General features: G+C 70.5%; 10 protein-coding genes and 2 pseudogenes. 1 reads left to right on the plus strand and 11 read right to left on the minus strand.

All coding sequences use genetic code 11. The features are described 5' to 3' along the window. From AQJ67_RS50060 to AQJ67_RS50070, 3 genes and pseudogenes are all read right to left on the minus strand, one after another. Positions 1-687: helicase associated domain-containing protein (locus AQJ67_RS50060; protein ID WP_244190809.1), on the minus strand; the 687-nt coding region annotated here is incomplete at its 3' end. Further along, a pseudogene (locus tag AQJ67_RS50560) lies at positions 657-962 on the minus strand (helicase associated domain-containing protein); the annotation flags it as partial. The pseudogene AQJ67_RS50560 and the gene AQJ67_RS50060, both read right to left, overlap by 31 nt. A 36-nt stretch (positions 963-998) precedes the next feature. Continuing rightward, entirely contained in the window at positions 999-1,799 is an 801-nt protein-coding gene (locus AQJ67_RS50070) for a helicase associated domain-containing protein (RefSeq protein WP_244190810.1), read from the minus strand. Between the two features lie 308 nt (positions 1,800-2,107). Between AQJ67_RS50070 and AQJ67_RS50075 the strand changes: the two genes are divergently transcribed. Beyond that, positions 2,108-2,491, plus strand: a complete 384-nt coding sequence (locus tag AQJ67_RS50075; protein WP_244190811.1) for a hypothetical protein — start codon at positions 2,108-2,110, stop codon at positions 2,489-2,491. Here the strand turns inward: AQJ67_RS50075 and AQJ67_RS50995 are convergent. The 8 genes and pseudogenes from AQJ67_RS50995 to AQJ67_RS44065 form a co-directional block, all read right to left on the minus strand. Next, positions 2,393-2,851 (minus strand): annotated as a pseudogene (locus AQJ67_RS50995) (TniQ family protein); the annotation flags it as partial. The gene AQJ67_RS50075 and the pseudogene AQJ67_RS50995 sit on opposite strands and share 99 nt — an antisense overlap. Positions 2,852-2,908: 57 nt before the next feature. Beyond that, positions 2,909-3,937: a TniB family NTP-binding protein gene (locus tag AQJ67_RS44035; RefSeq protein ID WP_062725801.1), complete on the minus strand. Its 1,029-nt coding sequence runs from the start codon at positions 3,935-3,937 to the stop codon at positions 2,909-2,911. After that, positions 3,931-6,183 carry a DDE-type integrase/transposase/recombinase gene (locus AQJ67_RS44040; RefSeq protein WP_062725803.1) on the minus strand — a complete coding sequence of 751 codons (2,253 nt, stop codon included), beginning with the start codon at positions 6,181-6,183 and terminating at the stop codon, positions 3,931-3,933. The genes AQJ67_RS44035 and AQJ67_RS44040 overlap by 7 nt, the downstream gene beginning before the upstream one ends. Then, the gene (locus AQJ67_RS44045; RefSeq protein WP_244190812.1) at positions 6,180-7,025 is read right to left on the minus strand and encodes a TnsA-like heteromeric transposase endonuclease subunit; all 846 of its coding nucleotides are present in this window, start codon (positions 7,023-7,025) and stop codon (positions 6,180-6,182) included. Before AQJ67_RS44045 ends, AQJ67_RS44040 begins: the two co-directional genes overlap by 4 nt. Positions 7,026-7,255: 230 nt before the next feature. Next, the gene (locus AQJ67_RS44050; protein ID WP_244190813.1) at positions 7,256-8,278 is read right to left on the minus strand and encodes a DNA-binding protein; all 1,023 of its coding nucleotides are present in this window, start codon (positions 8,276-8,278) and stop codon (positions 7,256-7,258) included. A gap of 578 nt (positions 8,279-8,856) precedes the next feature. Beyond that, positions 8,857-9,417: a telomere-protecting terminal protein Tpg gene (tpg, locus tag AQJ67_RS44055; protein ID WP_062725807.1), complete on the minus strand. Its 561-nt coding sequence runs from the start codon at positions 9,415-9,417 to the stop codon at positions 8,857-8,859. A gap of 2 nt (positions 9,418-9,419) precedes the next feature. Further along, the gene (gene tap, locus AQJ67_RS44060) at positions 9,420-11,528 is read right to left on the minus strand and encodes a telomere-associated protein Tap (RefSeq protein WP_062725809.1); all 2,109 of its coding nucleotides are present in this window, start codon (positions 11,526-11,528) and stop codon (positions 9,420-9,422) included. A gap of 64 nt (positions 11,529-11,592) precedes the next feature. Then, positions 11,593-13,992 carry a DEAD/DEAH box helicase gene (locus AQJ67_RS44065; protein ID WP_062725811.1) on the minus strand — a complete coding sequence of 800 codons (2,400 nt, stop codon included), beginning with the start codon at positions 13,990-13,992 and terminating at the stop codon, positions 11,593-11,595. Positions 13,993-14,518: the final 526 nt, after the last annotated feature.

Here is a 14,518-nt window from a genome sequence, read left to right on the forward strand (position 1 = left end):
GATGTCCAGGTCGGTAAGGAGTTGTTGCTGTTGGGGGCGTAGATGTGTCCAGGCGGCGTGTTGTGCTCTGATCCAGCTTCTTACGTCGGCCGGCAGGCCGGTGGGGCGGGTTTGTGTGGTGCGGGCGCGTGTGTAGGCGCGTTGCCAGGCAAGGTCCCAGGGCGGGTTCCACCACGGGTCGATCGCGGTGAGGGCCTGGTGGCGGGCGTTGGGGGTGGTCTCGCGTCGGGCTTGTTGGCGTTGGTCGTTGAGCCAGCGGCCGAGGGGAAAGCCGTCGTGGGCGGTGGAGTAGGCCACGGCCAGGGTGTGGTGGGCCGCGGCGTAGGCGCGGGCATGCGTGAGTGCGGTCTCGGCGTACGGGGTGATGGGCCTGGTGCGGGCCGTCTCGCGGGTGAGGCCGATGTCGGCCAGGAGGCGCTGCTGGTCGGGGTGGAGGTCGTCGTAGTGGGTGCGCTGCAGGCGTAGCCAGGCGCGCTGGGTGGGGGCGAAGCTGCGGAAGTGGTGGTCGGCGTCGAGCCGGTGGCCGGCTCGGACTTGGTCGTGGATGTGCTGCCAGGCGCGTTGCCACGCCAGGTTCCAGGGCGGGCACCACAGGGATCGATCCTGTCCAGCGCCTTCGTCTGGGTGGACGGAGGCCCGCTCCGGTGGGCGTCGGTGCGGGCGTGCTGGCGTTGCCGGCGCAGCCATCGCCCGAGCTGGAATCCGTCGTGGACGGTGTCGATCGGGGCAGCGAGGGTTCGGTGCGTTGCGTGGTAGGAGCGCGCGTATCCGAGACCGACGGCGAAGTCGGCCTCGCGTTCGGCGGGCCGGGCGGCAGCGCTGCGAGCAGTCTCCCCTGTCAGTCCGATACGTGCGAGCAGGTCCTGCTGGTCGGGCTGGAGGGTGTCGTACTGGGCGCACTGGGTGGTCAGCCATGTGGCGAGCGCGCTGCTGGTGCCGGGGAATCCCGCTGCGGCGTCCAGGACGTGGCCGCCTTGGACGTGAGTGTGTGCCTGGTGCTAGGAGCGCTGCCATTCCAGGGTCCAGGGCGGGTTCCACCAGGGATCGATCGCCGACAGTGCCAGGGCCCGGGGTGAGGGGGTGCCGTGGCGGTGCTGGTAGGCGCGGTCTTTGCTGCGCTGGTTGGACAGCCACTGCCCCAGCTTCAGTCCGTCCTGAATGGTGTCGGTGGTCGCGTTCACCAGCGTGCCGTGCGCCTCGGCGAAGGTGCTGGCGCAGGCGAGGGCGCGCTGGAAGTGGGTGGCCATGTGCTTGCGGCGGGGCCGGGCCGCCCGTACCGCCTCAGGGGTGAGGCCGATGTCGGCCAGGAGGCGCTGTTGTGCGGGGTGCAGGCGGGTGTAGCCGGTGCACTGGTTGTACAGCCATTCACCCAGGCCGAAGCTGGTAGCGGGGAAGCCGTGTTCGGGCCGCAGGCCGCCCCGGGCGCGGGCGTGGTCGCGGGCTTCGTAGTAGGAACGCTGCCACATGACCGTCCACGGCGGCCGCCACCACGGGTCCAGCGCCTCGAGTTCCGCGACGTGTTCGGGCGGCATCGCCGGGAACTTCCGGTGATTCGGCAGCCATCGGCCCAGCGCAAAGCCGTTGAACCGCTCGCCGATCGGAGCTGCGAGGTGGCCGTGGACCGTGGCGTAGGCACGGGCGTGTGCCAGACCCGTCGTGAACGCCTGATCCGACCTGTGCCGGAGCCCCAGGTGCAGCCGCCTGCCGTCCGCCGTCTTCTCCGGCTGCTGTGCGGCGTCGCGGTAGGCGGGAGTTCGCGGGCGATGGGGCGGGGCCGGTGCGCCATGTGCAGCGTCCACAGCCGGTCGGCGGCGGCTGCGTCCGCGTCGGCCCGTACGCAGTGCTGTGCCCAGAGCAGCAAAGGGCCGGCCGAGGTCGAGGCGATCCGCTCGGCAAGCCACGGTCGCGCCGTGACCCGCGCCAGTTCGCCGACCAGACCAGGGGCGTGAGCGAGCGTGTGGGGCAGATGTCCGCCGGTGTCGGCGAGCAACTGCTGCCTGGTGCGTGCGTCGGTGAGGATTGAGGTGAGGGCGACGGTCTCGGGGTAGGTGACCGCGTCCCTGGCCAGCAGCCGCCAACAGCCGGGATCGGCCCCCTGGGGCGTGAGTTGGCGTACCCGGTGAGGCCACTGCTCTTCTTCGGGCCACTGCTGCGCCCACCAGGAGACGAGTACGGCGTGGGCGACCTCGAACGCCTGGGTGGCGTCCGGCCGGTGGCGCAGCAGATCCAGATGCCGCCGGTGCGCCGTGACCATCTGCGGCAGCTCCGCCAGGTCGACCTGTTCGGTGTCGGCCGGTGCGCCGTCGATCCAGTGGGTGCCGAGCATCCAGCGCCGGTGGCGCGGGCAGATCCGGGTGTGCGGTTGCAGATACACCCGGGCGGGCTTGGTACGTCCGGTGCGTGCGGCCGTGCACAGCTGGCAGCCTTCCCCTGCGGACGGCACCACGGCCCCGAAGCGGAACCGCCCGGCTGCACCCGCCCCGTCCGGTGAGACGGGCTCTTGGGCGGTCCAGGCGGGCAGGGCTTGCTGAAGGATCTCCTCGGGCACGCGGCTGAACGCGGAGATGCGGGCGCGGGCTTCGGCGTTGAGGTAGATCTCGCCGTCCGTGCGGTAGCCCTTGAACAGGCCTCCGCCGACCTGGAGGAGTGCGGGGATGAGGTCTCTGACGCCGAGCCGGTAGCGGTCGGCCAGCCGGTCCAGGTACGACAGGTTCGTCTCGCCCCGCAGCGGCGCGAGCCGTACCGGCCCCGGACGTGCCGCTGCTGTCCGCGGTGGCTGCGGCTGTGGTGGAGGAAAGTCGTGCATCACAGGGGTAGAGGTCGTTCCTGGCGGGCTTGGATGTACCAGCATCCGGGCAGTGGCCAAACGGGGGATCGGGACGGAGACGGTTGCGGCGGACGCCGCCGGTCAGGGCTGGCGTTGCGGGGGCGTCCGGCGGCGGTGCGGTGCCCGGCCCCGTTGTTCGGCGGCGGTGTCGAGCTCGATCTGTTCGAGGAGCTTCTTGGTGATCTTCTCGGTGCCGTCCAGCAGCGAGACCAGAGCGGCTTCGCGGATGAGATGGGAGAGGCTGCCCATGCGGCCGCCGGTGCGGGCGTGCAGGTAGGCGGCGTGTGTGACCAGCGTGCCGGGCCGGTGGTGGCGCAGCCGCAGCGCGCTGTCCATGCCGTGCACCAGGTCGTGCCAGATCTGCTTGTCGGCCGGGCTGCCGTAGCGCAGCGGCTGGTTGCGCACGATTTTGAAGCGGCCGGCGAGCTGGGAGCCGCGCACGCCGGTCAGCAGGGGCGAGGTTTCGACGTCGATGCCGGAGTAGACGAAGGTGGCTGGGATCCGCTCGCCGAGGTACTTCAGCTGGTCGGAGGTTTCGGCGCCGGCCCGGCTGCGGGTGTCCATCAGGTGTACGTCGTCGACCAGGACGAGCTGGGTGCCCATTTGGCACAGCAGCTCGCACACGGCGTTGGTGATCTGGATCTGGTTCATCCGTTCCAGGGCGGGCAGGCCGAGGAAGCGGGCGAACTCGCTGATGAGCATCTTTGGAGTGGAGGACGGCGGCACGGTGATGAACAGCACCGGCAGACGCCCGTCCTGGTTCGGGTGGCGGCGCCGGTCGGCGAGTTCGACGGTGCGCCCGAGCTGCTGCATCGCGGTGGTCTTCCCGGTGGTGGCCGGCCCGGAGATGATCAGGCCGCGCCGGGCTCCGCCCTGCTGGCCGCGGTTGAGCAGCAGTAGGCGGCGTACCGCGGTGGAGATGGCGTCCATGGCGGGGGTCTTCAGCACCACGAACCGTGCGTGGTAGTCCTCCCGCTGCTCCAGCGTCCACTCCTGGTCGTCGGCCTCCCGTGCCGGTGCGTGGGGCGTGTCGACGAACTGCTGCCACCCGTCCCACGTGGTCAGCGGACTGAATGTGCTCGTGGTGGCGGGCTGGGCCGCTGTCACCATGCCTGGGCCTCCTGGTACGGGTCGTAGATGCGCATGCCGCCCGCCCCGGCGGCGTCCAGCGTCTGCTCAGCGGCCTGGTCCCGGGCCGTTTCGGACGTCGGCCCGGATGCTTCGGCCTCATCCGCGTGGCCTGCCGCGGCGTCCTGGCCGTCGGCGAGGGCGGCGAGAAGGTAGTCCTCGTCGTCCTGGTTGTCCTCGATGTTGTCCAGGCTGTCGTCGGCGTCCCAGCCGCCGGCATCTGGAAGCGGGACGGTGAAGGAACCGGGCAGCCCGAACGAGGCCCCCGGCGCGAGAGGCGCAGGCCACTGCTGCGGGGCGGCGGCGGGGGAGGGATCGGTCATCTGCGCGGCCGCCTGGGCCCGGGCGGCTACTGTCCGCTCTCGCCTGCTGCCCAGTCCCTGGCCGGCACGGAGCAGCAGCGCATCCAGTGCCTGGGCGATCGCCGCCTCGTGCTCTTCACGGCCATGCCGGCGTTCCACGGTGCGGCGGACGTGGTCGAAGGTGAACGCGGTGAACGGGCGCCTGACCGCCCCTGCGTGGACCCACGGCACCTCGAGCCATCCCTCGGGCAGGCGCACCCACACCCGGTTCGGGTCGTAGGGGTTGTGGTGGACCTCCCAGCGGCCGTTCTTGTCCGCCCGCGGTGAGCGGCGGCGCCGGTAGGGGTTCAGGCTGGGGTGGTCGTAGGTGCGGTAGCCGAAGCGGACGCCGTAGTCGTTGATCGCCTGCCACCGCAGGGGCAGTAGCTCGACGTAGTCGTCGGCGGACAAGGGCACCGGCACATGCCCCGTCACCGCCACCAAAGCCGCCCACATCTCGTTGGGTGAGACGGCGACCTGCGGCATCATCGGGTGCCGCAGCGCCTCGTGCCGGCGCTCCTGCCACCCGCAGATGACCCACTCGTCCAGCAGCTCCTGAAGCTGCGTCAGGCTCCAGCAGGCATCCTGCTCCGCGGCCGCGCCCCGCTGGGAGACATCCGAGCCGGTGTGGCCCGGCAGATACTGGCTGAACCCGTCGGCAATCGCGCGGAAGGTCCGCTCCACGTTCCCCTTCGCCGGGCCGTTCGCCGGCGGCACCGGCTGCACCGACACCCCCAGGCTCTCGCACGCCGAGACGAACGACGCCGACACGTACACCCGGCCCTGGTCCACCACCACTGTCTCCGGCATGATCACCGGCCGGGCAGCCGCCCCCTCGAGCCGCGCGTCCAACGTCACCAGCCGCTCATACGGGATGACCGACCGCTGCATCGACAGCGCCGCATCCCACCCCGGCCGCATCGCCGTCGGCACTACCATCTGCGCCAGCAGCATCGCCGCGTCCACCGACGTCGTGCCCACCGGCCGCAGCACCGCCGCGCAGATACTGCGCGTCGCCACGTCCAGCGCGATGCTCAGCTCAAGACGGCCGGTCACACCGTCGTCCAGCACCGCCAGGACATCCAGCGGCGTGCTGTCCAGCATCACCAGCTCACCCGGGCGCAGTGCCACCGTCGGCGTGAACGGCGGCGCCGGCCGCGACGCATGCCACCGCCGCTGCGCCGCCGTCCCCAAAAGGCCCTGTCCGTCGGCCACCGCGTGCACCAGCCGGTTGAACGTCGACACCGGCGGCAGGGCCACTACTCCGGCGCCGTGCTCCTCCTCCAGCAGCCACCCCACCCGGCGGCGCAGTCGCACCAGCGTGCCCGTCGACCGCTCCCGCTGCCCCTCCAGCACTTTCCTGACTGCCGCGACCACCCGTTCATCGGCCCGCCCCATCGCCGATCGCTCCCGCACCGCCCGGCCGTCCACCAGCCCCCACAAGCCCTCGCTGCGGTAGCGTGCCCGCATCCGGCGCACCGTCGCCGTACTCGCCGCCCAGCCTGCCGCCGTCAACTCCTCGGCCTTCGCCAGCTCCCGCTGCGCCAGGCTCCGCGTCGCCGGGTCGAACTGCTCACGCGGGGCGCCCTGCCCGACCGCGTCAGGAAAGCCGGTCTCCACCTCCCGCACATGCCGCTGCCACGCCAGAGCCCGCTCCCGCACCTCCACCGGCAGCGCCTCCAACAGCCCGAACGGCGGCACCCTGCCCGGCGCCGGCCCGCCTTCCACGCCGAAGGACGGATCGGCGAACAGGTAGGGCAGCAGCACCACCGCCGAGGCGCCCTCGTCACTCACCAGCGTGGCCCGGGCGCCTTCCAGCACGGCGAGCGTCCATACCCGTCCGTCGTAGCGAAGGCGCGCCCCGACCTCGACAACCGCCTGCGTCACGCCGCTTCGGCCTCCTGCCGTGCGACCGAGACGACCACGCGCTCGTGCAGCGGTTCGTCCAGCCGCACCCGCAGCACACCGTTCCACAGCGCGTGAAAGACCGCAGGCCACACAGCGATCGGATCCCCCAGCTCACACACCGCCTCCACCGCCGGCCGTGGACTGCCGAAGGCCTCCAGCAGAGCCGACATGCACGACCCTGCGGCGTACCGGGGATGCCGGTAACCCGCCAGCCACCGCACGTTGGCCACCAGCACCGGATCCGGCGGCCCCGCGAGCCGGTAGGACCAGCCCACTGCCTTGGCGGCAGCCGCCACAACCCGTGCCCGCTTGGCCAGCCGGGCAGAGGGGCCGCTGCGTCCCGCGCAGTCGACCAACAGGCCGCTTCCGTCCTGAAGCCTGGCCATCAGCTGCGGCGCATGACCGACGACCCTGCTTTCCTCAGGCCACACCAGTTCCACCGGCCGGCAGGCCAGCGCCACCACCGCCGGATCCCGGTCCAGCAGCATCAGCTGAGTCCGCATGACACCGGACCCGTACGCCACCAGCCGCCCGGTCGTCGACGACCACCACCAGCCCGGAGCCACACGCCGCCCGGGCCGGACGGGAAAAGGCCGTACCGCAGGAGAGTCCTCGAAGGGGACGTCCTGCGCAGCCTCAAGCCACGGGACCTGACGCGGGCACCCCAGAGGCTCTAGAAAGCGCACATCGATCAGGCTGGCGTCTACGGCTGGAGCGCCTTCGAGCCGCACAGCACCATCCGTGCTGTGCGGCTCGGGGATGCGGCACCCGCCCTCGGGTACCGCGAACGATGCGGCCTCCGGGCTGCTGTCGATGATCACGTACTCCACACAACGCCATGCCTGACCTGCCGCGCAGGAGAACCGGCCGGTAACCGCAATGTCGGTGCAGCCGCGGGTTGTTGGGCTGCGCGGGGCATCCCGGGTGCCGGGCGGGGGCACCGGTGTCAGTGCAGAGTTCTGCACTTTCACTCCGCCACGCAGCGCCCTGTCGGCAACGGCTGGCCGACTGCCGACCGGCTTGCGCCGCCAATGGGCTGCCGCCGGTCGTGTCAGTCCCCGCCCTCACCCGCGGCGAGTACCTCGGCCAGCTCCTGGGCGGGCAGGCGGGACCACGCGGCGACCTCCTCCAGTGCCACCCCGGCGGCGACGGCTGCGGCGGCGGTATGTACGAGGGCCCGGTCGATCAGATCGGCACTGTGGCTGAGGTGCACCAGCAGAGTGCGGGCCACCTCGGCGGTGGTGCCGCTGTGCACGCCGCGCAGCTCCACCAGCTGTTCGCGTGCCTCGTCGACCAACTGCGTGATGCGGAACCGTTGTTCGGCAGGAACGGTGGCCCGCCACCGGGTCCCCGAGCCGCCCGACTGGGCTTCTGCCGCCATGACGCGCAACTGGCCGGCCATCGTGGCGGGCTGCTGTTCCCGCTTCAGGTGCCACGGATCCTCCCGCCAGCCCGGCGGTCCCGTCTCGTGGCGGCGGGCGCGCAAGATCGCGCCCTTCCAGCCGTTCAGCGGGCTGCCGTGGTCGGCCGCAAGTTCCGGGCCCAGCCAGGTGCGGCCCACCCACTCGCCCATCCGGTGACAGAACGCATCGTCGGCGCCCCGCACCCGAGGCCGCATCCCGCCGCTTGCCTGCCAGGCCACCTCGGCCATCGCCGGCTCCAGCAGCGCCTGCGCCACGGCCACCACCTCCGGGAAGATCGCCGCGTCCCGGCCCACGATCCGCCACCACGCAAGCCGTGACCCCACGCTGCCGCCCGCCAGCTGATGCAGACGGCGCGGCCAGACCTCCTCCTGCTCCCAGTACAGGGCCTGCTCCCACCAGCGGGCCACCACCGCATGCGCCAGCGTGAACGCCTGCTCCGGCTCCACCCCGGCCCGCACCGCACGCCGCGCCACGCCCGTCCACCGCCGCTGCGCGGCCACCACCTCCGCCGCGCCGCGCACATCGAGGTGTTCCAGCGGCTGGTCGGCGTCCGCGTCCAGCAGCCAGCGTCCGTGCCAAGGCAGACCCGATGCCAGCGTGGCAGGTAGCGCACCGCTCGCAGTGCCTGTCCGGTGCGCCGCGCGGTGCACAGCCGGCAGCCGAACGCGGCCGGACCCGACACCGTGCCCGCCGCCCGCCACCGTGCCTGTGCCACCCCGGCCTCCCGGCCGGTGCTGATCTTGGGGTCGTCCATGGTGAAGGCAGGCAAAGCGCGCGCCAGTACCTTGGGCTCCACCCTGCACAGCTCGGCGAGCACCCGCCGCCCGGCCCCGTTGAGGACGACCTCCGCGTCCGCCCGCGCACCGCCGCCGTCGTGCCGGGCAGGGGAGTTGCGGCATGTCCACAGCCGCAGCACACCGGCGGTCGGGAGACCGTAGCGGGCCGCCACACGGCTGATCAACGATGCGGTCAGCTCCCCGGCCAGCGGCACGGTCCGCAACACCCCCGCTGCCACACCACACCCCCGATGCCGTTTCCTGCTCCTGCTCAGGGCCAGCCCCACACGCGCCTCACAGCCAGCCCGCGGCCCCTGCCTGGGTGGCTCGCCTCCGGCGGGCCGGCCGGGTTCCGAGGGCCGACTGCACAAGGCTAGAGGTCACCGCCCAACTTGCCGCCCTCGCCCACCCCTGAGTCACAAAGCAGGTGCTGGCCTGCGGCCAGCGTCAGGTCAGTAGTCGAGGTCGAGGTAGTCGATGTCGTTGAGGGTGACGTCGGAGAGTCCCATGGCGCGGGCTCCGCTGTCTTGGAAGTAGATCTCTTTGAATCCTTCGGCGATGATCTGGCGCATCTGCTGGTCGCTGGCTCCGGCCTCGCGGGCGTTGAACAGGCGCTGCGCGTACACCGGGGGGAGATGCACGGTCAGGCGCCGGAAGCGACCGTCGTCGGTCGTGCCGATGGGCGCGGTGTACCCGAACCGGGCCCGTGTCTCCACCGTGATGCCGCGCGTGGTGGCGGCCTGCTTCTGGCGGCGCTTGCGGACCTGCGGCTGCCACCGCTGCCGTACCGCAGCGTTGATCCGGTCCGCGATCGCCTTGGGCGGGTGCTTGCGCTCGCCCTTGCGATAGCGCTCCACCGACCGTTGGCTGACCCCGATCTCCTGGGCAACGGCTTTGGTCGTCCTGAGCTGCTTCATCAGGAAGTTGATGCGGGCCTGGAGGGTCTTGGGCGGCTGGCGGGTGAAGGCTTCCCGGTCGGCGCGTTCGATGGCGTCGTCGATCTCCCCGGCCACGGCTACTCTCCTTCGTCGAGGACGGCGTCGCCGCCCTTGATGTGCCGGGCCGGGTTGAGGCCTTGTTCCATGAGGTCGACCGCCCAGAGCATGGACTGGACGCCTTCGAGTTTGGCCAGGCCAGGTGTGGGCCCGAGGCGGAATCCGCCGGGCTGCGGCTTGCCCGACGCGGCGTAGGGGAGGAAGTCCAGCGGGCTGTCGCCGGGTGAGGGGTAGACGACGCAGTCGGAGAGCACGGCGAGCGGGTACAGGCCTGTCATCGTGGCCATGTTGCGCAGTTTGCGGTGCATGTTGATGCGGGCCTTGGAGATGACGGCGGCGCGGATGTCGGGGCGCCAGGTCGGCCGCTGAAGAGCCGGCCACCGTTCGCCCTCCTTGTACTTCCTGCCCTGCGGGCGCTCGCGCAGCTTGCCGATGCCGCCCTTCACGGTTGCCTTGATGGCGGCGAGGACGGCCGCCATCGCCGGGTCGACCTCCTTGTGCCGCTCCATGGCCGCTAGGAACTCCGCGTCGGTCAGGTCTTTGGTGACGCCGAGGTCGGCGAGGGTGTCGACGTAGGCGGCCTTGAGGCGGTCGTGCCACGGGTCCAGGTACGCGCCGGTCTCGCGGCGCAGGTATCCCTCGAGGGGGGTCACGTTGTAGCCGAGCTCCTGGGCGTAGGCGACGGTGTGCGTCTGGTACCAGGCAGGTTCCGTCGGCCGGGTGCCGTCCGGAGTGAAGGGCGAGGGCAGACGCGGGTCCACCTCGATGTGGGACAGGTCGACCAGCCAGGAGCCGGGGATCTTCGGGTTGAACTTCGGGCCCACGAAGTGGTCGGGGGCGGACAGGCCGACGACCAGGCGGGCCGCTGCGGCGAGGAAGGCGGTGTTGAGGTCCAGGCCGACTGCGAAGGGCAGGGTGCACTCCTCATCGGTGAGCAGGTCCACCGGCCGCACCCACTGGTACGCCTCCTCGTTGAGGAACCCACCCGTCCAGCCGGAGGTCACGACGACCGGGTACTCGGGGGTGGCCTCCGGCGGCGCTGGCTCCATCGGCTCCGTGCCCAGCGAGCCGGGATTATGGCCGGGCACCCAGGTCCCGCTCGCTTCGTCGCGCACCGCGCGGGTGGGCGGGCGCAGCGCGGTCATCAGCTCCAGCCCGGAGACGGCGGTGGAGCCGCGCGGAGTGATGACCCGCTGGGCGTACACGCCGAGGACGCGGGCGACGTCGGCCGGCTCCATCTCCGAGACGCCTGGCCAGGACCGCTCATCGAGGGCGTCCCAGGACAGGATCGCCAACTGCACACACTGCCGCTCACGCCCCTGGGCCTTGCGGTAGATCCTCGCCCACGGGCCGAACCCGCGCTGGGTGAGCCGCCACTTCGCCTTCACCACCTGCTTGACCACCGGGTGATCCTCCGGCAGGCGCAGGGAGCGGCGCTGTTCGTGGCCTTCCAGGCGCTCGGGCAGCCCGAGCTTCACGGCAGCCGCGGCAGTGAGCACGATCAGCGGATCACTGTCCTTGCCGTAGCGGTTCAGCTTCGGCGCTCCGAGGCCGGACTCGCGCAGCGTCCACTCCACCAGCTCCACCACGGTGCTCGCCGGGCAGTCCAGCACGATCCCGTCCACGCCGTACGCGCAGCCGTCACCGTCCAGGACCGCGAGGGGCCCGTGCGGGAAACGCGGGCCGGCTGCGGGCTGCGCCGCCTTCTTCATGGCCGGACGCCGCGATGTCGCAGCGGGCCGGATGACGGGGCGCGCCGGCGCCGCAGCCGCAACGGCGGGAGCCTGCGGGACATCTGCCGTCTCCACCCTGGACGCGGCCGGTTCGGCAGACGCCGCGGGAGCCGATGCCGCAACCGAGGCTGTCGGCGCCGCGCCGGGGGCGGGGTACTTCGCCGCCCATCCGTTCAGCAGCCGCTGGTAGGCGTCCAGGCGCGGCGACTTCGGCTCACTACGGCCGTTCTCCCAGTTCTTCACCGACTGAGTCGTGGTCTTCAACGCGGTGGCGAGACGGGCCTGAGTGATACCGGCGGCCTCACGCAGCCGGGCACGCTCCGCCGGAGGCGGCAGGTGCGGCTCCTCGTTCAACAGAGCGTCGACGGACGCGAACAGCTCTTCCTCAGATGCCATGTCCCTGCACCTTCACGCCAGAACCCGAGACTTCTTAACCAACAATTTAACCCACTCTTTAACCCTACCGCGCCCATTCCAGTCCCAGCGTGGCGAGTGCGGTGAGTTTGTCGTCGGTGAGCTTGGCCCGGCGGGTCTTGGTGTTCGTCAGCCATACTCCGAGCCGGACTTCGGTTCCGTCCGGCAACGCCTCTACGTGCCCTCGTGGGACGGTCAGGGAGCCCGTGCGGGTCTTGTATTGCGCCAGGGCCGCAACGCCCTTCTCGAAGGCGCTCAAGGCCGTCTGGGGCGCCGCGGCGGGTGCCTTCGGCTCCGCGGGCGGAGCCAGCGGCACGACGCCGATGGCCTCCAGGCGTTGGCGCTGCCCCTCTGTCAGGGTCTGCCAGACCTCGGGCTTGCGCTGCTCGGCGAGCCATTTCCCGATGTCCATGCCGTGGACGGTGACGCCGGGCAGGACCTCCACCTGGCCGGCTTGGCCTTCTTCGTCGGCGACCAGTTCGCGCAGTGCGGCGTAGTGCCGCTGCCATTCCGCCGGCCAGTCCGGGTTCCAGTCCTCGTCCACGGCCTCCAGTGCCGTCTTCCATTCGGGATGAACCTCCAGCGCGCCGGGTCGCCGCAAATTCGCGAGCCACATCCCCAACGGCTTGCCCAGCGCTGTCGCGGTGCGGGGGGCGCAGAGTGTCCAGTGCTGGTCGTAGTAGGCCTTGGCGGCTTCGAGGTTTTCTTGGAAGCGTTCATCGGCCGGCGACCAGACCATGCCGAGCTGTTCGAGTCGGCGGGCGCGCTGGCCGGTCATCTGTCCGGCTGCGTAGGCGCGTCGTTGTTCCGCGACCCATTGTCCAAGGGGTGTCGCGCCCTCGCGGTGTCCGTAGGGCACGCGGGCGTTCCCGACCCGCTCGACGTACGTCTTCAGCTTCGCCCACCCGCGTGCCCAGTCCTGGCGTTCGGTGTCGATCACGTTGAAGGAGACCCAGTCCGCGACCATCACCGGATCCCGGGGGGCGGCAAAACGGAGCAGGAGACGAGATTCGTCTTCGCCTTCCTCGGGCGCAGAGCCGATGTTCACGGACGGCTGCGCGACGCCCTTCTGCGGCTCCTGTGGAATCGCCAGCAATTCCACGACCTCTTCATCGTGAGCCCGCAGGCCCTCCAGGACTTTCACCAGGGGCCGGTAGGAGCCGGAAGTGAACATGTCTTCCGGCTTTTCTCCGGGCTGGAGGAAGACGGGCACGATCAGGGAGGCGACCTTGCCCTGTCCGGGCTTCTGACGGAGCGCCCGGCCGATGGCCTGGACGATGTCGTGCGGAGAGCCCTTGGGATCAAGGAGGGCCACGCTGTCCACGGCGCGGATGTCGACGCCCTCACCCAAAACGCGACAATTCGAGAGGACGGCCCGCAGCGCTGTGGACCCGAAGCCGCCCAGGACTCCCCGCCGACGCTCGGGGACGTGCTCGCCACACAGCCAGTCCGCCCAGATCTTCGCCGGGTACTTCTCCGGCTGGTCGGCGTGCAGCTTCGCCGCCACCCGCTCCAGGCCCTCCGCGTACGCCTGCGCCTCGATCGTCCGGTGATGGAAGGTGATGCACGTCGACAACTCGTGCTGCGCCATCGTGTGCAGCAACGCGGCCTGCAAGGCTCCGAGCCTTTGCCCCCGTACCTCTTCCGTGTGCCGCTCCTCGCCCATCAACTTCTCCGGGGTGACGACCGGGTCCTTCAGCTCCAGCACGATGATCTGATACCGCGCCAACAGTCCGCGCGACACGGCAGAAGCGAGCGAGAGCTTGTACAGGACGGGCCCGAAGACCTTCTCGTCGTCCATGGAGGCCGCCAACTCCCGCGGCAGCGGATCCCGCACCCCTTCGGCGACTTCCCGGTTGAGCCGCTCTTCCCAGATCCGCGGTGTGGCCGTCAGGTACAGGCGGCGGTGTGCCGGGATGACGGTCTGGTCGTGGATGTCGGCCCAGGCCTTACCCATCGAACCGGAAGTCCTGTGGGCCTCATCAACGACCGCGAGGTCTACTGGAGCAAGCTTCTGACCGTAGGCACCCTCGAAAGCCTCTGCCAGGACACCCAGCGACGCGTAGGTGGCGTAGATGGTGACAGGCCCCTGCCCGTGCCACAGCGCCAACTGGATCGGGTTCGTCGTAGAGCGCACCTTCAACGACCACAGTTCCGGATCGTCCTGAAGCGAACACACCGCAACCGCCGGCCCCTTGTGCCCGGCCTCGTGCCACGCCCTCACCGTCTGCGCCAGGAGATCCAGTGTCGGCACCAACACCAGCACACGCCCCCTGGGCACAAGCCGCTTCGCCGACGCCGCCGCGATAATCGTCTTCCCCGTCCCACACGCCGCGTGCACCTGCCCACGAAGACCATTCCAGGGAATACCACCCGGCGGAACATCAAGACCCCGAACAATGGCAGCAACGGCCTCGATCTGGTGATCACGCAACTTCACGGCCATGCCCCGTGCTCTCCTTTTCGCGGAATGTAGCGCGTAATAACAAATGGAATCCAGGCGCAAGGTTGGGGTGTAACCTCTGATCCCAGAATCTACACAGTCGAGTCTCATGATGCATCACCCGCGAATCAGCTTCGCCTACGAGGGTGACACATGGCTCAATCTCACTCACGAAAGCCTGGTTTCCCTGTATGCTGGCAAGGGGCTGGTGAACGTGTCGGGACAGTCAGGCGATGGGGGAGGGGTTCAGGGTGGAGCGCAGCGGAACCCCTCACTACCGTGAGGCCGGCACCCCGTCAGGCCGATGGCCCGTCACATCCGTTGCAAGGGTGGTAGCTGGGAATCCCAAGCCCTACACAGTCCCGCGCCTGATGCACCCACCCCCTACTGCCAGCCTCAGGAATCCCGCTTGCGGGATTCCTTCAATTCGCGCTTGCGCGAATTGACACGCAATCAGAATTCCGCTTGCGGAATTCGATTCCCGCGCTTGCGCGGGGAATCTGGCGGAGCGTCAGCGGAGCCGTTCCCT

The sequence above is a fragment of the Streptomyces caeruleatus genome, assembly GCF_001514235.1.
In the GTDB taxonomy this organism is placed as follows: Bacteria; Actinomycetota; Actinomycetes; order Streptomycetales; family Streptomycetaceae; genus Streptomyces; species Streptomyces caeruleatus.